This is a genomic window from Limnospira fusiformis SAG 85.79 (genome assembly GCF_012516315.1).
In the GTDB taxonomy this organism is placed as follows: Bacteria; Cyanobacteriota; Cyanobacteriia; order Cyanobacteriales; family Microcoleaceae; genus Limnospira; species Limnospira fusiformis.
Map to the genome: position 1 here is coordinate 1,254,581 of NZ_CP051185.1, position 23,017 is coordinate 1,277,597.

The 23,017-nt window shown below is 44.0% G+C and carries 13 protein-coding genes and 10 pseudogenes; 11 read left to right on the forward strand and 12 right to left on the reverse strand.

Going from position 1 to position 23,017, the window contains the following annotated elements; genetic code table 11:
• Positions 1-1,096: 1,096 nt before the first annotated feature.
• Positions 1,097-1,510: a DUF4278 domain-containing protein gene (locus tag HFV01_RS06140; protein WP_006616915.1), complete on the forward strand. Its 414-nt coding sequence runs from the start codon at positions 1,097-1,099 to the stop codon at positions 1,508-1,510.
• Positions 1,511-1,941: 431 nt separating this feature from the next.
• On the opposite strand, the pseudogene HFV01_RS06145 reads toward HFV01_RS06140, so the two are convergent.
• Together HFV01_RS06145 and HFV01_RS06150 are read right to left on the reverse strand one after the other, a co-directional pair.
• Positions 1,942-2,271: pseudogene (locus tag HFV01_RS06145) on the reverse strand (transposase); the annotation flags it as partial.
• 17 nt (positions 2,272-2,288) lie between these two features.
• Positions 2,289-2,588 (reverse strand): annotated as a pseudogene (locus HFV01_RS06150) (transposase); the annotation flags it as partial.
• A 62-nt stretch (positions 2,589-2,650) separates the two neighbouring features.
• Here HFV01_RS06150 and HFV01_RS06155 point away from each other — a divergent pair.
• Positions 2,651-3,528, forward strand: a pseudogene (locus tag HFV01_RS06155) (IS630-like element ISAtsp1 family transposase).
• Positions 3,529-3,546: 18 nt separating this feature from the next.
• Here the strand turns inward: HFV01_RS06155 and HFV01_RS31960 are convergent.
• From HFV01_RS31960 to HFV01_RS06170, 4 pseudogenes are all read right to left on the reverse strand, one after another.
• Positions 3,547-4,317 (reverse strand): annotated as a pseudogene (locus tag HFV01_RS31960) (IS630-like element ISAtsp4 family transposase); the annotation flags it as partial.
• Between the two features lie 48 nt (positions 4,318-4,365).
• A pseudogene (locus tag HFV01_RS31965) lies at positions 4,366-4,923 on the reverse strand (IS630 family transposase); the annotation flags it as partial.
• A gap of 18 nt (positions 4,924-4,941) precedes the next feature.
• Positions 4,942-5,885, reverse strand: a pseudogene (locus HFV01_RS06165) (IS630 family transposase).
• A 66-nt stretch (positions 5,886-5,951) separates the two neighbouring features.
• Positions 5,952-6,149: pseudogene (locus HFV01_RS06170) on the reverse strand (helix-turn-helix domain-containing protein); the annotation flags it as partial.
• A 99-nt stretch (positions 6,150-6,248) separates the two neighbouring features.
• On the opposite strand from HFV01_RS06170, the gene HFV01_RS30225 reads away from it, so the two are divergent.
• On the forward strand, positions 6,249-6,515 hold the full coding sequence (locus HFV01_RS30225; RefSeq protein WP_006668380.1) for an RRXRR domain-containing protein: 267 nt from the start codon (positions 6,249-6,251) through the stop codon (positions 6,513-6,515).
• Here HFV01_RS30225 and HFV01_RS06180 read toward each other — a convergent pair.
• Complete coding sequence (locus HFV01_RS06180; protein ID WP_006668381.1) at positions 6,403-7,278, reverse strand: IS630 family transposase; 876 nt, start codon at positions 7,276-7,278, stop codon at positions 6,403-6,405. The two genes, HFV01_RS30225 and HFV01_RS06180, sit on opposite strands and share 113 nt — an antisense overlap.
• Positions 7,279-7,411: 133 nt before the next feature.
• Between HFV01_RS06180 and HFV01_RS06185 the strand changes: the two genes are divergently transcribed.
• The 7 genes and pseudogenes from HFV01_RS06185 to HFV01_RS06215 all read left to right on the forward strand — a co-directional run bounded on the left by HFV01_RS06185 (position 7,412) and on the right by HFV01_RS06215 (position 11,774).
• Positions 7,412-7,750 carry a hypothetical protein gene (locus tag HFV01_RS06185; RefSeq protein WP_162198543.1) on the forward strand — a complete coding sequence of 113 codons (339 nt, stop codon included), beginning with the start codon at positions 7,412-7,414 and terminating at the stop codon, positions 7,748-7,750.
• 243 nt (positions 7,751-7,993) lie between these two features.
• A pseudogene (locus HFV01_RS06190) lies at positions 7,994-8,149 on the forward strand (IS1/IS1595 family N-terminal zinc-binding domain-containing protein); the annotation flags it as partial.
• Positions 8,150-8,229: 80 nt separating this feature from the next.
• The gene (locus tag HFV01_RS06195; protein ID WP_006668385.1) at positions 8,230-9,426 is read left to right on the forward strand and encodes an IS4-like element ISAtsp5 family transposase; all 1,197 of its coding nucleotides are present in this window, start codon (positions 8,230-8,232) and stop codon (positions 9,424-9,426) included.
• A gap of 22 nt (positions 9,427-9,448) precedes the next feature.
• A pseudogene (locus tag HFV01_RS06200) lies at positions 9,449-9,778 on the forward strand (IS1-like element ISArma2 family transposase); the annotation flags it as partial.
• A 61-nt stretch (positions 9,779-9,839) separates the two neighbouring features.
• A protein-coding gene (locus HFV01_RS06205; protein WP_108614764.1) for an IS630-like element ISAtsp1 family transposase occupies positions 9,840-10,716 on the forward strand; the annotation gives its coding sequence in 2 pieces (ribosomal slippage) (positions 9,840-10,169 and positions 10,171-10,716; 876 coding nt in all).
• A gap of 2 nt (positions 10,717-10,718) precedes the next feature.
• Positions 10,719-10,970: pseudogene (locus tag HFV01_RS06210) on the forward strand (zinc ribbon domain-containing protein); the annotation flags it as partial.
• Between the two features lie 39 nt (positions 10,971-11,009).
• Positions 11,010-11,774 (forward strand): HpsJ family protein, encoded by a 765-nt coding sequence (locus HFV01_RS06215; protein WP_006624210.1) that lies wholly within the window; start codon positions 11,010-11,012, stop codon positions 11,772-11,774.
• Here the strand turns inward: HFV01_RS06215 and HFV01_RS06220 are convergent.
• From HFV01_RS06220 to HFV01_RS06240, 5 genes are all read right to left on the reverse strand, one after another.
• The gene (locus HFV01_RS06220; protein WP_193520913.1) at positions 11,771-15,838 is read right to left on the reverse strand and encodes a CHASE4 domain-containing protein; all 4,068 of its coding nucleotides are present in this window, start codon (positions 15,836-15,838) and stop codon (positions 11,771-11,773) included. The genes HFV01_RS06215 and HFV01_RS06220 overlap by 4 nt on opposite strands.
• A 736-nt stretch (positions 15,839-16,574) precedes the next feature.
• Positions 16,575-17,897 carry a flavin-containing monooxygenase gene (locus HFV01_RS06225; protein ID WP_006624217.1) on the reverse strand — a complete coding sequence of 441 codons (1,323 nt, stop codon included), beginning with the start codon at positions 17,895-17,897 and terminating at the stop codon, positions 16,575-16,577.
• Positions 17,894-18,718: an SDR family NAD(P)-dependent oxidoreductase gene (locus tag HFV01_RS06230; RefSeq protein ID WP_006624219.1), complete on the reverse strand. Its 825-nt coding sequence runs from the start codon at positions 18,716-18,718 to the stop codon at positions 17,894-17,896. The genes HFV01_RS06225 and HFV01_RS06230 overlap by 4 nt, the downstream gene beginning before the upstream one ends.
• Positions 18,719-18,720: 2 nt before the next feature.
• Positions 18,721-19,701 carry an SDR family NAD(P)-dependent oxidoreductase gene (locus HFV01_RS06235; RefSeq protein WP_006624221.1) on the reverse strand — a complete coding sequence of 327 codons (981 nt, stop codon included), beginning with the start codon at positions 19,699-19,701 and terminating at the stop codon, positions 18,721-18,723.
• A gap of 77 nt (positions 19,702-19,778) precedes the next feature.
• Positions 19,779-20,714, reverse strand: a complete 936-nt coding sequence (locus tag HFV01_RS06240) for an NAD-dependent epimerase/dehydratase family protein (RefSeq protein ID WP_046321485.1) — start codon at positions 20,712-20,714, stop codon at positions 19,779-19,781.
• Positions 20,715-21,012: 298 nt separating this feature from the next.
• On the opposite strand from HFV01_RS06240, the gene HFV01_RS06245 reads away from it, so the two are divergent.
• Positions 21,013-23,004: an adenylate/guanylate cyclase domain-containing protein gene (locus HFV01_RS06245; protein ID WP_193520914.1), complete on the forward strand. Its 1,992-nt coding sequence runs from the start codon at positions 21,013-21,015 to the stop codon at positions 23,002-23,004.
• Positions 23,005-23,017: the final 13 nt, after the last annotated feature.

Here is a 23,017-nt window from a genome sequence, read left to right on the forward strand (position 1 = left end):
ATAGGTTGACACGCTGCGCTCAAAAGGGCAAGGGGAAAAGTAGGGGGTTCGTCCGACTACCTATACAGACCTTTAAAAGTACCCCGGCGGAGAGGACAAATCTAACGATGGAATGCCCATATAATCGGAACGTTGTAACCCCTCTAATGCTCTGCCTATAAACCAGTGAGTAATGCTATTCACAAGGCAGTAGTGAAAAATGTAAGCGCATGCTTAGAGGGTGAAGGATGTGACCAGAAGCTAAAGCCCAATTGTCATGGTTGGGATATGCCCACAGGTCACGGTGTGGATATAGATACTGCGGTCAGTAAGAGTATAATGGCGAGGACGAGTTTAAAGACTACGTGGTGCATATAGCTCTGAACATCGAAGTAGAAAGCAGGTCTCTTGATTCTGCTCCTTTGACAAATAGGGTATCCACACCAGGAGCCGTGTGATGGGAAACTATCAAGCACGGTTCTGAATGGGAGAGGGTGAAGGTGACTTCACTCTCGACCCCTAACCCTTTAAGGGGAAAGGATGTGACTGAAAGCCAATGCCTAACTGTAATGGTTGGGATATGCCCACTAGTCACGGTGTGGATATAGAGACTGCGATAAGTAGGAGTGTTATGACGAAAGCGAGAGTAATGGAGAAATCCATGAGACTACGTGTTGTATATAGCTCCCAAAGTTGAAGTCACAAAGCAGGGGGTTGTAACCCTGTTCCTATTGACAATAGGGTGTCCACATCAGGAGCCGTGTGATGTGAAAGTATCAAGCACGGTTTTGAATTGGAGTTGGGGAAGGCGACTTCCCTTTCGACCATAACAAAATAATAGCACGGGTGAACCCCTAATGCAACCCACCCCCTCAAAAAATTTTTTGTAATATTTCTTAACTTTTGTAACAAAAATTTACATAATCGGGGCGGAATCAGGTTGTGTGGGGTAGCCGGGGGGAAGGTTCAGTGAGTGGCCTAGGTAGAATGGTTGCTGGGACTGTTATGGGAAAGATGTAAAGTTTTGTAAAATATTGGGGATCACCCGGAAAAAATGTAACAATGAATACAGAATAACCAAGTAGACTTTAAAAATTACCCTTTCGGAGAAACAGATATGAAACTAGCCTATCGTGGCGTTAACTATAACCATGAATTTCAACCAATGGATGTGGTAGAATCAGAGGTTTGTGGAAAATATAGGGGCCAAGATTGCCATTTCCATTACCCTCGCCATATTCCTGTCCCCCAACCCCACGGAAACCTGAAATATAGGGCTGTTTCCTACTCTGTGGGTGAACCTAGAGACCAAAACACTATGATGGTGGCTGTAGCGACAAGTGATGCTAAACCTGAGCCACCCCCGGCGACGAGTGGGGATACCTGTGCGATCGCTCCTGAAGAATTAGCTAAAGTACATTCGGCTAATTTGTGCCGTCTTCTGGAACGGAGACAGAAAGCAGCCCGGGAACGAGGCGACCAAAGATTGTTGAGTTTGTTAGAGGCAGAAGCTCAACACATAGCCTGCTAGATTTTACAGCATATTTGACGGAAAATCAATGTCTGGGGTGGTGTAGACAGCAATTCTCATTTTGACCCGCATCCTGTCCAAAATGCCCGATGATGCCCAATCTTGAACGAAAGAATGGGGCTTTCAAGAATAGCTCTTGAGATGATTCTCAATAAGCTGGGGCAAAATTTCCATAATGAGAATTGCTGGTGGTGTAGAAGTGTCTCTTGCATAAAATCCGGTAATTTCTGGCAGGAGCCGGAAATTACTCCTCAAAGGAGATGTAAGATGCAGGTCCAGGATTAGACCTACGTTAAGGGGGTGATGACACCCACAGGTGAACGCCAGCCTGTGGCTCTGTCGTCTATCTTTAAGGAACGAGATGAGTGGATTGGCAATCTCGAGTGAGCTAGACGTAAAAAGCCCCTTTAATATCAAGTCCGGATAATCAATTATAGTAAAGTCTCGGTTTGAGGCCACCAATGAAAACTGGTCAAGCCTCGAATTAATTCGCGCTGTTTCCACAAACTTCGGCAGCGAGCACACAAGAGTTCCTCTAGCTGATCAAGATTCTCAAATGAACGATTGGCAATGGGTTCATCTACCAGAGGCCACAGTCTTTCTGCTGGTTGTAGTTCCGGGGAATGGGACGGTAGAAACATTAAATGCAGTCCTTCGGGTACTTTCAGATTCTTACTGATATGCCATCCGGCTTGATCAACCACTAACATAATGTGTTGATTTGGACCTAATTTAAATTCGGCAGCAAACTCCTGTAATATCAAGTCCGGATAATCAATTATAGTAAAGTCTCGGTTTGAGGCCACCAATGAAAACTGGTCAAGCCTCGAATTAATTCGCGCTGTTTCCACAAACTTCGGCAGCGAGCACACAAGAGTTCCTCTAGCTGATCAAGATTCTCAAATGAACGATTGGCAATGGGTTCATCTACCAGAGGCCACAGTCTTTCTGCTGGTTGTAGTTCCGGGGAATGGGACGGTAGAAACATTAAATGCAGTCCTTCGGGTACTTTCAGATTCTTACTGATATGCCATCCGGCTTGATCAACCACTAACATAATGTGTTGATTTGGACCTATAGCACAAGACAGAACACTTAGGACGTATAATGGAGAGGACGAGATGACTAAGAAGACCAAAAATGCCAGCCCCCTATAGTTACGACCTCAGACAAAAAGTTATTGATGCCATTGAACTAGACGGTATGCCCAAAACAGAAGCCAGTCAAGTTTTCCATGTCAGCAGGAACACCATTAATCTCTGGCTGCAAAGAAAAGCACAGACCGGAGACTTCCTCCCTAAACCTCATCACCGACCTGGCAATAACCACAAAATTACCGACTGGCAAAAATTCAAGGCTTTTGCCCAAGAGCATGGCGACAAAACAGCAGCTCAAATGGCTGAACTTTGGGATGACGACATCTCTCCTCGCACCATATCCAGAGCCTTGAAGAAAATTGGCTTCACCAGAAAAAAAAACTTACGGCTACCAAGAACGTGATGAGCAACAGCGAGAGGAGTTTATGGCTCAGATTGAACAGATGAAGCCGGAAGAAGTGGTCTACCTCGATGAAGCCGGCATGAATAGTCAGGACTCGGATTACCCTTATGGTTACTGCGAGGAAGGAAAACGCTTCCATGCACTCAAATCAGGGAAGAGGCAGGGCAGGGTAAGTATGATAGCCGCATGGTGTCATCAACAACTCTTAGCTCCCTTTAGCTTTGAGGGTTGTTGTAATCGGACAGTGTTTGAGTTGTGGTTGGAGTTCATCTTAATTCCAACATTGAAGCCAGGTCAGACTCTAGTATTGGACAATGCAACGTTTCATAAAGGGGGACGGATTGCTGAACTGGTGGAGGCAGCTCAATGCCGTTTACTCTATCTTCCGCCTTATTCGCCAGACCTCAACAAGATAGAGAAATGTTGGTCGTGGCTGAAAGCCCGTATTCGCCACTGCACGTGAGCAGTTTGATTCTCTCCATGATGCCATGGATTCCGTTCTCAAAGCTGCGTCCTAACCACCTTGACTAATGCTATAATTTAAATTCGGCAGCAAACTCCTGTAACACTCGACTAAATAGAGTTGTATTGACGTAAGGTATAATCCACCAATAAGTCTCTCCCGTTTCCGGTCTCACAAAACCATATAGCCATAACCACTCGAATTTCCAATTAATATGGGCGAGTGGTTGACAATCTTCCGCTACATAAATACGTCGCATCACCGGTTTGAGTCCCAGACGGTGTTCATCTTCGCTCCACAATTGCACCTGTGCATCAGGGTATCTCCGGCGAAGTCCCTCTAACTCCGTTACCAGTTTTTTTTTCCAGGCTTGCTGCTCGTCTTCGTCACTTTCGATGTGAGCCGGTCTCGGTACACGAAGCCGAAATGTCATTTGTCGCAGAATCTCCCATCCCCTTTGTCGGCTAATTTTTCGTCCAGTTACTCCTGTCAACCAGTCTGCCACCTGGCGACCGTTCCACAGTCCCCCATCCGGCGCTGTTCCTTGCAGGGCTTGCCATAACTGAGCTTGAGTCACATCATCAATTAACGGTGGATGTCCGGGATTTCCTTTTCGGCGCGCACCCAGCCCTTTTAATCCCAATTGGTTGTATCTCTTTACCAATTCATAAATCCAGATGCGACTGTAGCCCGTAATTTCTTGGACTTCCTCCGTGGTCTTCCCCTTAGCCAACAACCAAATAATTTGATATTGGCGACTTTCCAAGCCCTCTTGGGCTTGGTGATCAGCCCGGCCAAGTTCTTCGGTACTTAAGTGGGGAGCTATACTAATTCGTCTGGGCATAACGCAAGTTTGGCATTGGTCACTGATATTATAACCGATTAAGCGAACTTGATATAACACTCGACTAAATAGAGTTGTATTGACGTAAGGTATAATCCACCAATAAGTCTCTCCCGTTTCCGGTCTCACAAAACCATATAGCCATAACCACTCGAATTTCCAATTAATATGGGCGAGTGGTTGACAATCTTCCGCTACATAAATACGTCGCATCACCGGTTTGAGTCCCAGACGGTGTTCATTTTCGCTCCACAATTGCACCTGTGCATCAGGGTATCTCCGGCGAAGTCCCTCTAACTCCGTTACCAGTTTTTTTTTCCAGGCTTGCTGCTCGTCTTCGTCACTTTCGATGTGAGCCGGTCTCGGTACACGAAGCCGAAATGTCATTTGTCGCAGAATCTCCCATCCCCTTTGTCGGCTAATTTTTCGTCCAGTTACTCCTGTCAACCAGTCTGCCACCTGGCGACCGTTCCACAGTCCCCCATCCGGCGCTGTTCCTTGCAGGGCTTGCCATAACTGAGCTTGAGTCACATCATCAATTAACGGTGGATGTCCGGGATTTCCTTTTCGGCGATCACCCAGCCCTTTTAATCCCAATTGGTTGTACAGCCTTTATCTTAATCATTAAGCACAGTAACAACACTTGGTAAACCAGTTATTCAAACACTGTAAATCCACAAGGCTTACCGCCACTTCTACCAATCTCACTAATAATTCCATGGTCTCCGTCCTGAACTTGCACACTAAACTTTTGAGCTGTGACCACATCATCTCTATCGGGTTAAACTCAGGGGAATACACCGGCAGATATTCTACCCTGGCTCCTACTGACTCTATCATTTCTTTGACTTCTTCTCGATGATGAGAATTTCAGTTATCCATTACCACTACATCTCCTTTTTTTAATTTTGGCAATAAATCTAACTTGATGAATTGGAGAAAATCCTCTTTTTTCATGGACCCTTATAATGTTTGAGTCGCTACCACTCCGGAGAGCTTAATTGCACCAATTATTGTCATTTTTTGACCTCGATAGGATTTCCGCAGTTCATAGACTTTTTTCCCTTTCGTCGCTCTGGCTAACGGTCTGCTCATCCCTACCCATAACCCACTTTCATCAATAAACACAAGCTTTTCAGGAGCCACATCTCTAATTCTTTACCAATAATCTACTCGCGCTTTCTGTACTTCTTCAGTTACTACTTTTTCGCTCCTGTATGTTTTTTTTTGAGACTTATATCGTGCTGCTTTAAAAATCTATCTATCATGGTCGTACTGACATTTATGCCCAGCTTGTCTCTGAGCTTCTCACTATATTGCCATAAGGTCAGGTCGGGGTGGGCTCCTACAATATCTATCACGGCTTCCTCATGCTGAGATCAAATGCTTTTCTTTTTAGTGCCACACTTACGAGGAGATAAGTCTCCCGTTAATCGATACTGTTTGACCAGTCGCCTTACCGTGTCTGGACTCACCAAAAAGCGTTTCGCTACTTTTCGGATAGAAGTGTCTCCTTTTTCATAGGCTTCTACTATCTTTTTCCGAAAATCTAAAGAGTAACGGCTCATGGTAGTTGGTTGTGATAACTTATACAATAGCCATACATTATACCGTACTTTGTGTTTTGTGTAAAGGCTGTATCTCTTTACCAATTCATAAATCCAGATGCGACTGTAGCCCGTAATTTCTTGGACTTCCTCCGTGGTCTTCCCCTTAGCCAACAACCAAATAATTTAATATTGGCGACTTTCCAAGCCCTCTTGGGCTTGGTGATCAGCCCGGCCAAGTTCTTCGGTACTTAAGTGGGGAGCTATACTAATTCGTCTGGGCATAACGCAAGTTTGGCATTGGTCACTGATATTATAACCGATTAAGCGAACTTGATATAACATGACCGAGGCAAACATTACCCCATCTGGGAGATAGCTTAAATGCCAAATTACCAAAATTACGTTTTTGTGGTTGACACATTGGGGCAACCGTTAAGTCCCACTCATCCGGCCAGAGCCAGAAAGCTTTTGAAGCAGGGTTTGGCCGCAGTCTTTAGGACTTATCTATTTACAATTATAGCATTAGTTAAGGTGGTTAGGACGCAGCTTGGAGAACGGAATCCATGGCATCATGGAGAGAATCAAACTGCTCAATACAATGGCGAATGCGGGCTTTCAACCACGACCAACATTTCTCTATCTTGTTGAGGTCTGGCGAATAAGGTGGTAGATAGAGCAAACGGCATTGAGCCGCCTCCACTAGCTCAGGAATCCGTCCCCCTTTATGAAACGTTGCATTGTCTAGCACTAGAGTCTGACCTGGCTTCAGTGTTGGAATTAAGATGAACTCCAACCACAACTCAAACACTGTCCGATTACAACAACCCTCAAAGCTAAAGGGGGCTAAGAGTTGTTGATGACACCATGGGGCCATATAGCTCACCCTGCCCTGCCTCTTCCCGGATTTGAGGGCATGGAAGCGTTGTCCTTCCTCGCAGTAACCATAAGGGTAATCCGAGTCCTGACTATTCATGCCGGCTTCATCGAGGTAGACCACTTCTTGTGGCTCCATCTGTTCAATCTGAGCCATAAACTCCTCTCGCTGTTGCTTCCAACGTTCTTGGTAGCCGTAAGTTTTTTTTCTGGTGAAGCCAATTTTCTTCAAGGCTCTGGATATGGTGCGAGGAGAGATGTCGTCATCCCAAAGTTCAGCCATTTGAGCGGAGGTTTTGTGGCCATGCTCTTGGGCAAAAGCCTTGAATTTCTGCCAGTCGGTAATTTTGTGGTTATTGCCAGGTGGGTGATTAGGTTTAGGGAGGAAGTCTCCGGTCTGTGCTTTTCTTTGCAGCCAGAGATTAATGGTGTTCCGGCTGACATGGAAAACTTGACTGGCTTCTGTTTTGGGCATACCGTCTAGTTCAATGGCATCAATAACTTTTTGTCTGAGGTCGTAACTATAGGGGGCTGGCATTTTGGGCCTTCTTAGTCATCTCGTCCTCTCCATTATACGTCCTAACTTTCCTGTCTTGTGATATAATTGGAATTGCGAAGCAGCCGGGCAGCTTATTCGCCCGGTCATCGTCAACGGCGGGCAGGTTTTTTACGTGTGGGACCGCAACGCCAATGGCAGCCACGAGACTGGTGACACGGTCACTTTCTCTGGCGACACCGGCCTTGCGGCCTTTATGGGCAAGGGCGCGCCATCGAACGTGACCGAGGATGTCAACAGCCGCAGCTTTACCCTCAACGGCGTTGACTTGCGATTGCCGACCGTCGGCATCCCAATCGTTGACAACCATTTTCAGTTTGCAGATGCTAATAATCAGGTGTACATCCCCGGCGTCACCACGGCGGAGGAAGATGCTGGGGGGTCTTGGCTCGTATTTCGCTCAAAGCACGCCCATAGGCAACGCCAGCAACCGTTTGCTCGGCGATACCAGTGAAAATCCGCACTACACCGACCTGCTGGCTATATGGGATGCTTTCAATGGCACAGCTCAGAACCACAATGCAAACGGTACGCCGCAGGGCTGGGATTCCAGCACCGCTCACTGGTCCGCGACACCGTCTGGCAGTGGTCGCGCCATTGTCCTTCTCACCGTTGGTCTCGCCGCCAACGATGGTGGCAACACTAACCGTCACACGGGTGTTGCATAATAGAAAATGATATTCTCAAATAAATCAAGATGGATTGTCCTTATTGCCAAAGCCATAAAGTAGTCAAAAATGGTCATCGTCAGGGAAAACAGAGTTACCTGTGCCGTGAATGTGGTCGCCAATTTCGAGAAAATCCCTGTCCTGGAGGTTACAGTTCTGATGCTGAGAGGGTGACAACGGAGGTCAAACCCAGACAGGGCAATTGTTTGAGATAATGGAGATATCGTCAAAAAGCGGGTGGCCTTGGGAGCCACCCTGACAAAAAATGCTAAGGACATTATACCAAAAACTATTACGAATCAATTTGAGCGAGAGTCAAGCACAGACGTTAGAACTCTTAGTGTTGATGCTTCAAAGTTATCGGCAAGTCAGATTATCAACCCTCGCCAACGTTTTTCCACAACCCATTCAATACAGTAGTCGCCTCCGAAATATCCAACGATTTCTGAAACTCCCCCAACTTTCGGCTAAGTTGCTGTGGTTCCCAATAATCAAGGCCGCTCTCAAATCTGAATTTAGAGAAAAACATTTAAATAGAGAGCAACGGAGAAAGCGCTCAAAATTCAGATTGAAAACCAAAAACTATGTAGCGGTTGCTCTCGACCGCACTCAATGGAGAGACCGAAATCTCCTGATGGTCACGATAATTTGGGGACATCATGCTTTACCAATATATTGGGAGCTACTCCCAAAGTTAGGCAGTAGCTCTTTCCGGGAACAGAAACGGGTATTAGGGCCGGTGTTGGCTCTTTTAAAACCTTATCCGGTTGTAGTGATAGGAGACCGTGAGTTTCATAGTGCTCAACTCGCGGACTGGCTCAGAGTAAGGGGTGTAAATGTTGTATTTCGTCAGAAAAAGAGTGCTTTTGTAGCTACCTCATGCCAGCCAGGTAAGTCTTTAAAAACTCAAGGATTTAAGTCGGGCGAATCCCATTTTTTTAAAAATGTAACCTTGCAAAAATTTGCACCTATTCATGGATTTAACCTAGGAGTTTATTGGCAAAAAATTCACCGAGGAAAAAAGGTAAAAAAACCTTGGTATTTACTAACTACGCTTGATAACCCCAAGCTGGTTAAGCAACTTTATCAAGCGCGGTGGGGTATCGAAATGATGTTTAGAGATTGTCAAAGTGGGGGCTATAATATGGAATCTACTCGGGTGGATTCAACCCGATTTTTAGCCTTGGTTTTGTTGATTACTTTTGCTTATTGGCTGGCGACACTAGGAGGTCATGAGTGGGAAGCTAATCACTTAGTAGCTTACCTCGGTCGAAGCGAAAAAACTCCTAATAATTTTCCCCATCACAGTATTTTTGGGCTCGGATTATCGGGTTATGCTTGGAGCCAGTCGCTAGTTTTCTGGCAAGAAGAGATGTTAGCATTGATGGCCCTCAAGCCTCATAAAGCTCATAATTTTCGGCAAGGACTAAATGCTCTATCCCTTGTACAGCAATCAGTCTAGCTCTATTGTCACCCTCTCAGGTTCTGATGTCAAAGAGCTTTGTGTGAAAATGTCCCTCAATGGCATGGGATTTCGAGCCATTGAGAGAGTCACTGGTATTTCTCACAACACAATACTTAACTGGGTTAGAGTTGCAGAAACCCACATTGATGAGGAAAACTATGAAATTCCTGAAATAGCTCAAATTGATGAGCTTCAGACTTTTGTGGGTTCAAAAAAAACCATCTGGGTCTGGACAGTTGTGAATACCAAACTGCCTGGAATTCTGAAGTTTGTCATAGGCGACCGCTCATTGCTGACTTTTACCACATTATGGCAAATGATTCAGGGCTGGGCTTGTTTTCTATATATAGCACAAGACAGAATACTTAGGACGTATAATGGAGAGGACGAGATGACTAAGAAGACCAAAAATGCCAGCCCCCTATAGTTACGACCTCAGACAAAAAGTTATTGATGCCATTGAACTAGACGGTATGCCCAAAACAGAAGCCAGTCAAGTTTTCCATGTCAGCAGGAACACCATTAATCTCTGGCTGCAAAGAAAAGCACAGACCGGAGACTTCCTCCCTAAACCTCATCACCGACCTGGCAATAACCACAAAATTACCGACTGGCAGAAATTCAAGGCTTTTGCCCAAGAGCATGGCGACAAAACAGCAGCTCAAATGGCTGAACTTTGGGATGACGACATCTCTCCTCGCACCATATCCAGAGCCTTGAAGAAAATTGGCTTCACCAGAAAAAAAAACTTACGGCTACCAAGAACGTGATGAGCAACAGCGAGAGGAGTTTATGGCTCAGATTGAACAGATGAAGCCGGAAGAAGTGGTCTACCTCGATGAAGCCGGCATGAATAGTCAGGACTCGGATTACCCTTATGGTTACTGCGAGGAAGGAAAACGCTTCCATGCACTCAAATCAGGGAAGAGGCAGGGCAGGGTAAGTATGATAGCCGCATGGTGTCATCAACAACTCTTAGCTCCCTTTAGCTTTGAGGGTTGTTGTAATCGGACAGTGTTTGAGTTGTGGTTGGAGTTCATCTTAATTCCAACATTGAAGCCAGGTCAGACTCTAGTATTGGACAATGCAACGTTTCATAAAGGGGGGCGGATTGCTGAACTGGTGGAGGCAGCTCAATGCCGTTTACTCTATCTACCACCTTATTCGCCAGACCTCAACAAGATAGAGAAATGTTGGTCGTGGCTGAAAGCCCGTATTCGCCACTGCATTGAGCAGTTTGATTCTCTCCATGATGCCATGGATTCCGTTCTCAAAGCTGCGTCCTAACCACCTTGACTAATGCTATAGATGTGACGGAAGAATACACCAGCAAAACCTGTACTCACTGTGGTCATGTGCATTCCCAGCTAGGTGGCTCAAAAGTGTTCCGATGTCCTGAGTGTGGGTTCACTCTACCCAGGGACTGGAACGGTGCTTTTGGAATCTTTCTAAAAGCTTTGCGGGATACCGCCTCTGTTACCTTAACGGGTAATAGTGCTATCGTCGCATTGTCAGGCAATAGCCGGATAAATGTCGCGTAAATGTATCAGTCTCAGTAAAAATACGGAACTTGATGTGTTATGAAAGGAACAACTCCAAATCAAATCCCGTCCCAGGCTGCTGGATTTTTGAGGCTGGCGGGGGTAATTTTATTCTTTTTTGCCCTAATTAACTATATTTTGCTGTTTGTGCCAACGAATTTTGGGGATCTCAGGTGGCAACTGAATTTTACTACTCAGATGGTAGAACAAGGGGTGATTCCGGTGTTGGCGATCGCCTTAATGTTTTGTGCATACGGGTTACAGGAGGTAGCTGGTCTATCACCAGAAAAGCCTAAACAGGGGTTTAACAGTCTCAAATTTTGGGTTTATGTGATTTCTGGCATTCTGGGGGTGATGTATTTAGTGCTGATTCCCCTGCACGTTGGCACTACTATAGCAGCGAGTAATGAAACGATTGAGAAAATTAATCAGGATGCAGCGACGGCCAAAATGCAGCTAGAAGAACGCCTGCAAGAACAACAAACCCAAATGTTAGCTATCTTAGGCAATCAGCAGCGCTTAGAAGATTATATCCAAGAACAACAGCTTACCGAAGCACAATTAGCGCGCCTGCAAGAATTTCAGGAAAACCCGGAAGCGTTGGGAGTCCAAAGCAATGCCATTGGCCAGGAACTGAAACAGGAAATTGAAAACCGTCGGCGAGAGGCAGAAAAGCGATCGCAACTGGGGACTTTCAAATCTAATCTCCGGGTCGGCTTAGGTAGTTTACTGCTGGCTAGTTGCTATCTGACTATCGCCTGGAGTGGCTTAATCAACAAACGCAGTCGCAAAAAAGCCGGTTAAATGGTCAAATTTGCGCTCGCTTCATTGGTCAGGGCTTCCTTGACTCTTTCTAACTCGGCTTGAATCTGAGTATAAACTGATTCAGCCGATGGTTGAGGAATGGGGACACCTGCATCTACTCCTTGACGGCCCATGATTTCTAATTGCAGACATAATTCGGATAAACCAAAAGCGCCTAAAGTCCCACTGATGGATTTCAGGGAATGGGCGGCCTGTTTGAGGGCTGTGGGATCATTTTGTTGGAGGGCTATTTGAATAGTGTTCAGAAGTTCCGGGGCGCTTTCGATGTACATTTCGGCGACTTCTTCCAAGGCTTCTATCTCTCGCAGTCCTTGTAAAACAGTGGGGTCAAGAATGGGGGAAGATTTGCTATCATCGGTGGTGGTATTTAAATATGTTGAAGGTACAATGGCATCGCAGGTGATGGGGCGACAGTTACGGAGAACTTTAACTAATTGTTCCATACGGATAGGTTTACTGATATAGTCATCCATTCCGGCTGCTATACATTCAGCGCGATCGCTTTCCATAGCATTGGCTGTAACGGCGATAATGCGCGGGCGTGGGGAGTAGGGTTTTTCTTGGTTATCATAGCGTTTTTTAATCTGTCGGGCTGCTTCTAAGCCATCCATAATGGGCATCTGCATATCCATTAAAATGACATCGTATGGCTGTCTTTCTAGGGCTTCGAGAACTTCTAAACCATTCCCGGCGACATCAGCCCTATATCCCATTCTTTGCAGGATTTGTAGGGCGACTTTTTGGTTAACTAGGTGATCCTCGGCTAATAAAATCCGCAGGGGGAGTTTTTCTGCTAACAGGGGAATATCTTGGGGCGATCGCATTTGGTTGCGACTCCAATTTTTAATCTGTAGAGGTTCCCCACACAGGACGTTAATCAGAATATTGTATAGGGGTGATTGTTTAATGGGTTTATTCAGAAAGGCGACAAAATCTCGATGATCGGTGGGGTTAAAATTTTGTTGACCGACGGAAATTAACATGACTAAGGGGAGGTCAACCCCGGCTGAAGTCTGTCGGACTTGGGTGGCAAAATTGAACCCGTCCAAATTGGCGATTTCCATTTCCACAATGGCGATATCAAAGGTTTTACCTTGTTTTAACCAGGCGATCGCTTCTGTGGGGCTGTCGGTATCTTCTACCACTAAACCCCAGCATTGAACTTGCTTGGTCAAAATTTGGCGATTGGTGGGGTGAGAGTCAATAATTAATAGTCGTTTTCCGGCTAATTCATCAGCATGATTCCACTGTGGTAATAAATTCTGGCTACTCTGAACTACTATGGAAAAATAGAATGTAGATCCCTGTGTGGGAGTATCTTTATTTATCTGCCAATTTTCTGGGGGATGACCACCGATCGCATCACCACTGACTACCCACATTTTACCCCCCATCATTTCGGCCAGTCGCTGACTAATAGCTAGACCTAATCCTGTCCCGCCATATTGTCGATTCGTGGAAGCATCAACCTGACTAAAGGACTTAAATAAACGATTCATGCGATCGACCGGAATACCAATACCTGTATCCGACACTGCTACCTCAATTTGATAGTGGGTAGAATACATAGATTTGGCAGTCAATTCTAAATCCGAAAACAGTGGTTTTGCTGACACTGATACCAACACTTCACCCCGGGCGGTAAACTTAACGGCGTTGCTGAGTAAATTCACTAAAATTTGCCTAACTCTTGCCATATCTCCCACCACTTCATTGGGGGTATAAGCATCAATGAAATATCCCAATTCTAGGGATTTACTCGCGGCTTTGGTCGCCAATAAGTCCAGGGATTCTTCAAGACAAGTGCGTAAACTAAAGGGGAAGGCTTCTAGGTCTAATTTTCCTGATTCTATTTTGGAGAAATCTAGGATATCATTAATTAAAGAAAGTAGGGCATCACTACTGCTGCGAATGGTTTCGACAAAATCCTGTTGAACTAGACTTAAAGGAGTATCTAATAACAATCCGGTCATCCCAATTACTGCATTCATGGGAGTCCTAATTTCATGGCTCATAGTGGCTAAAAATTCACTTTTGGCACGAGTGGCTGCGAGAGCCTCATCCCTGGCTTGACTCAATTCTTGGGCGGTTTGCTGTCGTTCTATTTCACTACCTATCCACTGCGCCATGAGTTTTAATAGTTCTTGGTCAACGGCTCTAAATGGCTCATTTAAAGGGTTTTGACTCCAAAAACAAAGAGTTCCATAAACCTGACCATAGACTTTAATAGGAATAGCCATATATGCCTCAATTTGCCAGCAATTTTCATCGGCATAAGAGGGGAATCCGGAGACTAACACTGATTCAAAAATCAGGGGGTTTTCAGCCTTTAATGTCGCCAAAATCAACGGATTATTTAAATCAAAATTATCCCCAAATGACCAGCTATTATTAGGGTCAATTCCTGCCATAATTTGGGCGGAAGGCTGGGGGGTGTCTAGGTTCAATATCTGGTTAATTATACCGACTTCTAAGTGGAATTTATCACAGCCCAACTTGAGGATTTGCTGGAGTTGTTCTTGCCAGTCTAAATGACGAGATGAGGTGATTTGATAAAGACTCCTAATTGAGGCTTCGCTGTCTTGTAGTTCCTGTTCCCGCTGTTTGCGATCGCTAATATCTCTGGAGACACCCAGAATTTCTTGCACTCTCCCGGTCTCGGGATGATAAATAGCGCGACTGGTGGTTTCAAACCAAATATATTCGCCGTTTTTGTGGCGTATACGATAGGTTAGAGTATAGGATACTTTTTGACTTAAAACAATTTCTAATGTCTTGCTGAGTGTGTTAAGGTCATCTGGGTGAAAAAATTTACTGGGGTGTTGACCAATTAAACTTTCCGGCTCATATCCTAATAGCAACGAACAGGCGGGGGAGGCGTAGCGGATCAAACCTCGGCGAGAGTGATGAGTAATTAAATCGGTGGAATATTCCGCCATTAGCCGATATCTTTCTTCACTATCCTGGCTTTGAATATTGGCTTGTTCTAAGGCTTCTAACATTTGATTAATGGTTTGTCCTAACCCGGTGAGTTCATCTTCCCCTGGGGGTACTGTCAGCCGTAGGGATGGGTCGCGACTTTGGCCGATTTGATTAATTTTGTGGGTGAGGTCTAACAGTCTGGCTAAAATCAGTTTCTCAAATACCAGTATGGTAATTGCACTTAAAATTATGCCGATCAGAAATAGGGAAAATGTGAGATAAATTAGGCTGGTGCGACCTTGGCGGAAAATGGGGCGATCGCTTTGGATTTCCAGGTTGAGAATCGGTCGATTATAAATGTCTAGGAGGGGAATAGACCCCAGGATAGTCGAAGTATCTAGGGGTTGAACTCTGATGGGGTCTTCCGCATTGATGATTTGTTGGGTTTGTTGGGGGTTGAGGGGAGTCCAAGGGTTGATTTCCACCGCAAGTTGGGTAATTTGAGTCAGGCGATCTATTTCGTTATGATCAAGATAGCGACCCACTACTAGGGTTCCCCGGCTTGGTCCATGGGCAATACTGGTAAGGATGGGACGGGCCGATAGCAGCAATGGGCCTTCTGGTAACATGACGATCCCTATTGTGGGACAGGGGATTTCCTCTTCTTTCTCAAAACAAGACCGGGAGGGGTTGGAAAATGACAGACTGACCGATTTTAGGTGAGGCGAGAGACTGGCGGGAATAGGGGTTTCTGTTTGGCTGTTGATGTCGAAACCTTTGCTGAAGACGATTTGACCTTGGCTATCTATCAGAATGAAGAGATTTAGCCTCAGATCCATAAACATAGTGTTAGCTAGGTTAGATCGCACATATCGGCTATTTTGTTGATTGATAAAGGCATAGGTATCATCCCATTTGGCTTGATCTTGAGCGATCGTATCTAAATTAGCCAGGTCATCCTCTAAGGCTTTAATTACCCGGACTACATCCTGATGCACCGACTCAATCTCCAGATTACGGAAATTCTGAATCAGGATACAGGATGCTGTTGTATACAACACCACAATTAGGCTAATTAGTGCTGCGCCAATAATGAGCAATGTCTTCTTGTGCAATTTCATAATCTTCCTCCGAGAAACCCCATCCCCTTGTGGGTGGGGAGGGATAGGAACAGCAATTGATATAGAGTGGGCGGGACCCCCAAAAGTGCATCATTCAAAAGCCATTTGAGTGCCATGGGTATTGTGCAAAGTCAGTTCTACTGTTTCTCCCTCGCCAACCACTGGTTTAAAGTAATACTAACCATCACTTCCCCTACTAACATACAATCCTGTTGCTTTCTGGGTAATTCCCCTCCGTTGTCCCAAGACTCCCTGGAGTAAGTCTGGTTGGCTTGACAAAAAATCTTTAACCATAAGGTTTGACAGTTAGGAACTAGCGACCCATTCCCAGGTAAGAACTTCAACCCTTACTCCCAAGGTAGACCCGGAAAGTCTCTCGAAGGCTTCACCCAGGTCTGTCAACTAAACTCACTTAGGTTTGTGGCTGTGGTCAGCCTCATCCCTTTGTGGGGGGTTATTGACGGCGTTTTGCGTTGATGATGCTTCTACGAAACAACTGGGATGAGTAAATAAACTTAGCACCCAACCACCCGGAAAGGCTTGGTTATTTGTGACCTGACATCAAAATAGAGACTAATAAACCCATAATCTGTTGATCCAACTCAAAACTAAGGTAGATACTTTGATTGTAGCCTAGGTTGTTGGAAAGTTGGCTAATTACATCCATAAGACCAGTTATAGCCTTGTAGGAAGTCCTGGGGTTGAGAAATTGTCTCTGAGCCGTTGATGGGTGCTTCTAGGCTTGAAAGGGATTTTCAAAATTAGGATAACGTTGATCAATTTGGTGGGCTTTTTTTGTGAACCAATTAAACAAGAGGTTAAATAGTTGAATTTGCCTCAAAACTTTCTGTGGATCAGATAGGTGAGTGGTCGGCAAAGTCTGTCCGATTTCCTTCAAGACTAAACCCAAGGGAATCTTGATTTCCTCTTGTAGTTTTAAACATCGGGTAAATAAGGGCGCATAAGCAGAAATCAACGAACCTACACCGCCTCGCGCTTGACCCCATCCGATATAATATAGCCCTTGATAATCATCTAAAAATGCCCCCCCATAACACTGCACAGTCGCCCCCTTGACTCTTTGTAATTCGGGAGGTAGAAAGGGATAGGAAACATGATAGCCTGTGCCACACACTATTAAATCAAAGGTTTCCCTGGTGCGATCGCTAAATTCTACATCCCAACCGTCTAATTTATTGACGGCGGGTTTGGGGGTGATTTTTCCATGCTTGATATAGTAGGGTACTTCATTATTTAGGGTGGGATGTTTATCGAAAATTCGATATTTTGGTTTGGGCAAACCATAGTTTTCATGGCTGCCAAAACTTAGCTTGATTATACCATAACACATTAATCTTTGCAAGGCTTCAGGCATCCACCAACGAATTAAATCCGATAGAGGAACACCAGCAAAGGTTTTGGGAATAAACCACACAGACTCCCGCAGGCTTAACACCGATTTTTGACCGACTCTAGCTGCTTCGGCGGCTAGGTCACAGGCGGAGTTACCACCACCAATTATTAAGACTCGTTTACCTCTAAGTTGGTCGGGTGTTTTGTAGTCTTTAGAATGTATCATTTCACCGTTAAAAGTTCCGGGAAATTCGGGAAATCGTTTGCACCAATGATGACCATTACATATAATCACCCCTTTATAAATTCGCTTTTCTCCATTATCAAAGCTGACTAACCAGAGATTTTTGGCGATAGGATTAACTAGGGTAACGGTGCGTTTTAGTTCAATGTTAGGGCGCAGATTAAAAGCATCAGCAAAATGGTTTAAGTAGTCCCACATTTGTTTGGCACTAGGAAAATCAGGATAATCATTCGGCATCGGAAAATGAGTGAATTGGGTGATTTTCTTCGAGGAAATAATATGGGCAGTTTCATAGACACCATGATACCAATTACCACCAATATCATCACTGGCATCTACTTGATCATAGGGAATTTTCGCGGTTTTTAAACCTTCAGCAATACCTAATCCGACAAATCCGGCTCCGATGATTAGATATTTGTCGGCAGTTTTGGGGTTATTTCCTAAGATTTGAGCAGTCATACTTTAGGTTTTTTTACAAGTTTTTTAGCAGCCAAAAACGAAATTTTATCTAACCAAAAAGGAGTATAGCGTTTGAGTAAATGAATGAAATTTGCCGGGGAGTCTGGGAATACATGGAGTTGATTGGATTGAATACCTCGCAAAGTCGCTTTCATGACCTGCTTAGGGTCGGTCAACCAAGCCTCTGGTAAACCTTGATAGTTAGTGGCTAGGGTTCCATATTTTTCAGCGTCTAAAATTGGGGTCCGACTAAAAAATGGGTAGACGGCGGTCACTTTGACATTGTAGGATTTTACCTCATCAAAGAGTCCCTCACTAAAGCCTCGTAAGCCAAATTTACTGGCGCAATAGTGAGTTAAACCAGCTTTCCCACTCCAACCAGCCACGGAGGAAATATTGACGATATGACCTTGGCGACGGCTAATCATATCCCCTACAAATAGACTGGTTAAACGCATTGGTGCAAGTAGGTTTACTTCCATGAGGGTTTCCCATTTTTCCGGGGGTGTTTCGTCCATCCGACCATAAACGGCTAGTCCGGCGTTATTGATTAAAATATCGATGGGAACTTCCAGGCTTTTGACTTGATTAAATAAGATTTCGCATCCCTCACGGTTAGATAAATCAGCCTCGAAACAAGCGAGGATTTCTCCGGTTTTAATCTCCTGTTGAATTAGTTGTGCTTGTTGGTGGAGAGTGGGTTGATGGCGATCGCTTAAAATTAAACGGCTACCTGCTGCTAATAATTGGCGGGTGAGTTGTTGACCAAATCCGCCAGTAGCACCCGTTAAAACTACTGTGGCATTTTCTAGTTGAGTCATGGTTAAATTTTCGGAGATTTTAGCATAGTTGATAATAGCACAGACCAGGGAATATTTACATTAGGAATTAATGATGCAGATTTTTGGAGTTGCGGCCATTTCATGGGTAGTAAAAAACGCAGCGATCGCAGAGAAACTGGACGATTACCATTTTCATCTACTAGATTATACTCTTGAGCGCGTTCGGCGACAATTTGCAGGCGACCACTGCGACGCATAATATTCGGATCGGCTGCTAAGGCTGCAATAACTCTCCCGGTCAAGAGGGGTGTTTCCCAATTATAGCGGTCAACAAGCGATCGGATTGCTGGATCATCTGTGGCGACATTGGAGGCTTCTATTTCCGTGGCGACCCTAGACATATGTTCTGTGTTAACAATTCCTGGCCAAACAGCAACGGAAGCGACATTATAGGGTTGGAGTTCAGTCGCAAAATCCGCCGCCAAGCGATCGCAGGCAGATTTTCCAATCCCATAAACGGCACTAAAAAGATAGGAAAATCCCCCCCAAGATGAAATAGTACAGATTAAACCTTGACGACGTTTAACCATCATTCTAGCTGCTAAAACAGCCGCCACATAATGACTGCGTAAGCCTACATTATTAACTTCATCCCAAACTTGCGGTTCGCTTTCCCAAAAGGGTTTACCCTGCATTTCTGTTAAAGTTCGCACTCCCTTATATGCGTTATTTACCAATAAATCAAGTTGTCCCTGTTGTTCCTGATCAATGCGATTAAAAAGTAATTCCACTTGTTGATCATCACCGTGATCAACCGCAATCGCGATACATTTACCCCCGGCTTTTTCCACCTCTAACCGAGTCTCTTCTAAACTGCCTCCTACAGCATCATTGGCTTGCGATAGGCTGCGACCTGTGATATAAACAGTAGCGCCAGCTTCTCCTAAACCAATGGCAATTCCTTTACCTAATCCTCTGGATGCACCTGTAACTAAGGCGACTTTACCTGCTAAGTTGGTCATGTTCGATTATTCGATGTAATGGTATAATTAAACAATTGGGGGGTAATTAATTAATAACTACCCCTTTTTGATGAAATTTACCCGGCGGCTTTGATGATTTCATCGTCGGTAGAAAAGTCTACCTCTCCTTGATTACTATTAGCTAGATAATCGTTTTGGCAGGAATCTTTTAATCCCGAAATCAGATCATATTGGGGTTGCCAATTGAGTTGATTTATGGCTTTGTGAACATCCGCAAAGAAATGCTGAACTCGCAGGGGAAATGCTTTACGTTTCCCGAAATCAAAGTTTTTGGGGTCATAATGAATTAATTGCAGGTCATCTGGGGACTGACCCGCAGCGATCGCACAGGCTTTGGCTAACCCATCAAAGGTGACAAAGCGATCGCCTGAGATATTATACACTTGACCAATAGCCGTTGAATTTCCTAATACTGCTACCATGGCATTAGCTAAGTCTTCCACATGACCTAATTGGGTGATGTGCATTCCATTACCGGGAATAGGAATGGGACGTTTAGCAACAATGCGATCGAAAAACCAGGCCTCTAAAGGGTTATAATTTTGTGGTCCGTAGATGTAAGTTGGTCGGATTGATGTCCAAGGAATACCCACTTTTTGCAAGTAGGTTTCCGTTTCATATTTCCCTAAATGGCGACTTTTGGGATCGGTGGGGTCTCCTTCAATATGAGGCATTTGATCAGACTTGAGATAGACTCCGGCTGAACTCATATAAACAAAGTGTTTCACCTGACCATTAAATAAATCGGCTAGGGGTTGGGTATCACTTAATTGGCGACCATTATTATCAAAAATGACATCAAAGGTTTCACCGGATAGCTTTTCTTTCAATTGGTTGGCATCAGTGCGATCGCCATGAATTTGTTTAATTCCGTCTACCGGACTCGGTTTATTTCCCCGATTAAATAATACCACGTCATGACCATGGCTGACTAAAATCTTGGTGAGATAAACCCCAATAAACCTAGTGCCACCCATGATTAAAATTCGCATTTTATCCATCTCCTAATGATTAATTTTTATGGTTGATAGTAAACTGGTCGCTTGGCTAATTTCTAGCCAAAAACCATAATACCATGGAGTTATACAACTTATAACTAAAGTGGTAGGAATAGCTCCCAATGGTAACTAAATTAATCTTATATGATTCTGGGTATTGATACCAACAAGTTATACGATAGCATAATTACCCGATGACCAGACACTATCCAAAAGCCATTTTAGCAGTTTCCACAGTTTTCAAGGTATACTGACGACAGTTGAAACTCAAAGTTGTCAGGTAGTTAATTCCATGTTGGCTTTCTATCTTCGCCGTTTTCAGAGACAACTCAAGCGGATATTCAGTAACATTTCACTCCGCACTATTTTAGTAGTACCGTTTTTGCTACAAGTAGCATTAACTGTCGGTTTGGTCGGTTATTTTTCTTTTCGCAATGGCGAAGCAGCCGTGCGAGATTTAGCATTTCAACTGCGCCAGGAATTAACTGCTCGCATTGACCAGCAATTACAAGCATATATTAGAATACCTCATCAAATCAATAAGTTAAATACCGATAGCTTTTGCCAGGGTCAAATTGATTTTTATAGTGGGGAAAGAATTAATGTTTTTTTGCAGCACATTAAAAACTCACCTTATCTTAATGCCGTTTATTGTGCCGAAGAAGAAACCGGAAATTTTATCGGTGTGAGTTGGAGTGATGACGGGTCATTTTTTGAGTTAATGATTAGGAATAATCAAACCAATGGAAATATGCACTTATACGGTATTGATGTCCGTGGCGATCGCCTTTATTTTCTTAGGGATGCTGGACCCTATGAGCCTCGTCAACGTCCCTGGTATCGAGCCGCACAAGCCACAGGAAAGTCCGTATGGAGTGATATTTATTTAGATTTTACCACACAATTACCCACCATTACCGCCAGTTTATCTACTTATGATCCTTGGGGAAATCGTTTTATTGGCGTGTGCGGAACTGATATTTTATTATCTGAAGAACTCCGGAGATTTTTGCAAAATTTAGGAATTGGTAAAACCGGAGAAGCCTTTATTATCGAGCGTTCTGGTTTATTAGTTTCCAGTTCCACTGATGATAGTATGACCCGGAAAATTGGCGATCATATCCAAATTCGTCAAGCTACAGAAAGTGAAAATATATTAGTCCGAGAAACCGCCAAATATTTAACCAATAAAAATTTAAACTTACACACAATCACTAAACCCAAACAATTCGATTTTAAAATCAAACGCGAACGGCAATTCGTGCAAATCTTACCATTTAGTGATGGTCATGGCTTAGACTGGTTAATTGTGTTAGTAGTTCCCGAAGATGATTTTATGGCTACTATTAATGCCAGCAAACGCACTACAATTTTAATGTGTATTTTGGCTTTAATCTTTCCTACAATTTTTAGCATTCTGATAGCTAGATGGATTAGTCTTCCTATCTCCAATTTGAGTGACGCAAGTCAGGCGATCGCTCAAGGCAAATTACAGCAAAAAGTTCATGCTAATGGTATCAAAGAACTCAGGATTTTAGCCAAGTCTTTTAACATGATGACTCAACAGGTTCAAGATGCTTTTTCCGCCTTAGAAAAACGGGTAGAGGAGCGGACGTTTGAACTCCGATATGAAAAAGATAAATCCGAAAAACTATTATTAAATATCTTGCCAAAAGCTATTGCTGATCAACTCAAGAATGAACAAAAAACCATTGCTTGCTCTATGGAAAATGTGACCATTTTATTTGCAGATATTGTCGGCTTCACTCCTTTATCTGCTCGCATTCCTCCCATTCAGTTGGTGGAATTGCTAAATCAGATGTTTTCCCGATTTGATGAATTAGCCGACAAGTATAGTTTAGAAAAAATCAAGACTATTGGTGACGCTTATATGGTAGTGGGAGGCTTACCAATTCCCCGGGATGACCATGCAGAAGCGATCGCCGATATGGCTTTAGAAATGCAGCAAATTATGGATGACTTTAAGACTTGTAAAATCTTGGGTAATATTTCAGGTTGCGAACATTTTCAAATTAGGATTGGTATTAATACTGGATCCGTAGTAGCCGGAGTAATTGGCATTAAAAAATTCTCCTATGATTTATGGGGAAATGCCGTTAACATTGCTTCCCGCATGGAATCATCAGGAAAACCTGGCTCTATTCAAGTTACAGATATCACCTATGAACGCCTAAAATATCGTTATAAATTTAAACCCAGAGGCACAATTAATGTTAAGGGGAAAGGCAATATGACCACCTATTGGCTATTAGGTAAAATTTAGACAATCGTAAACT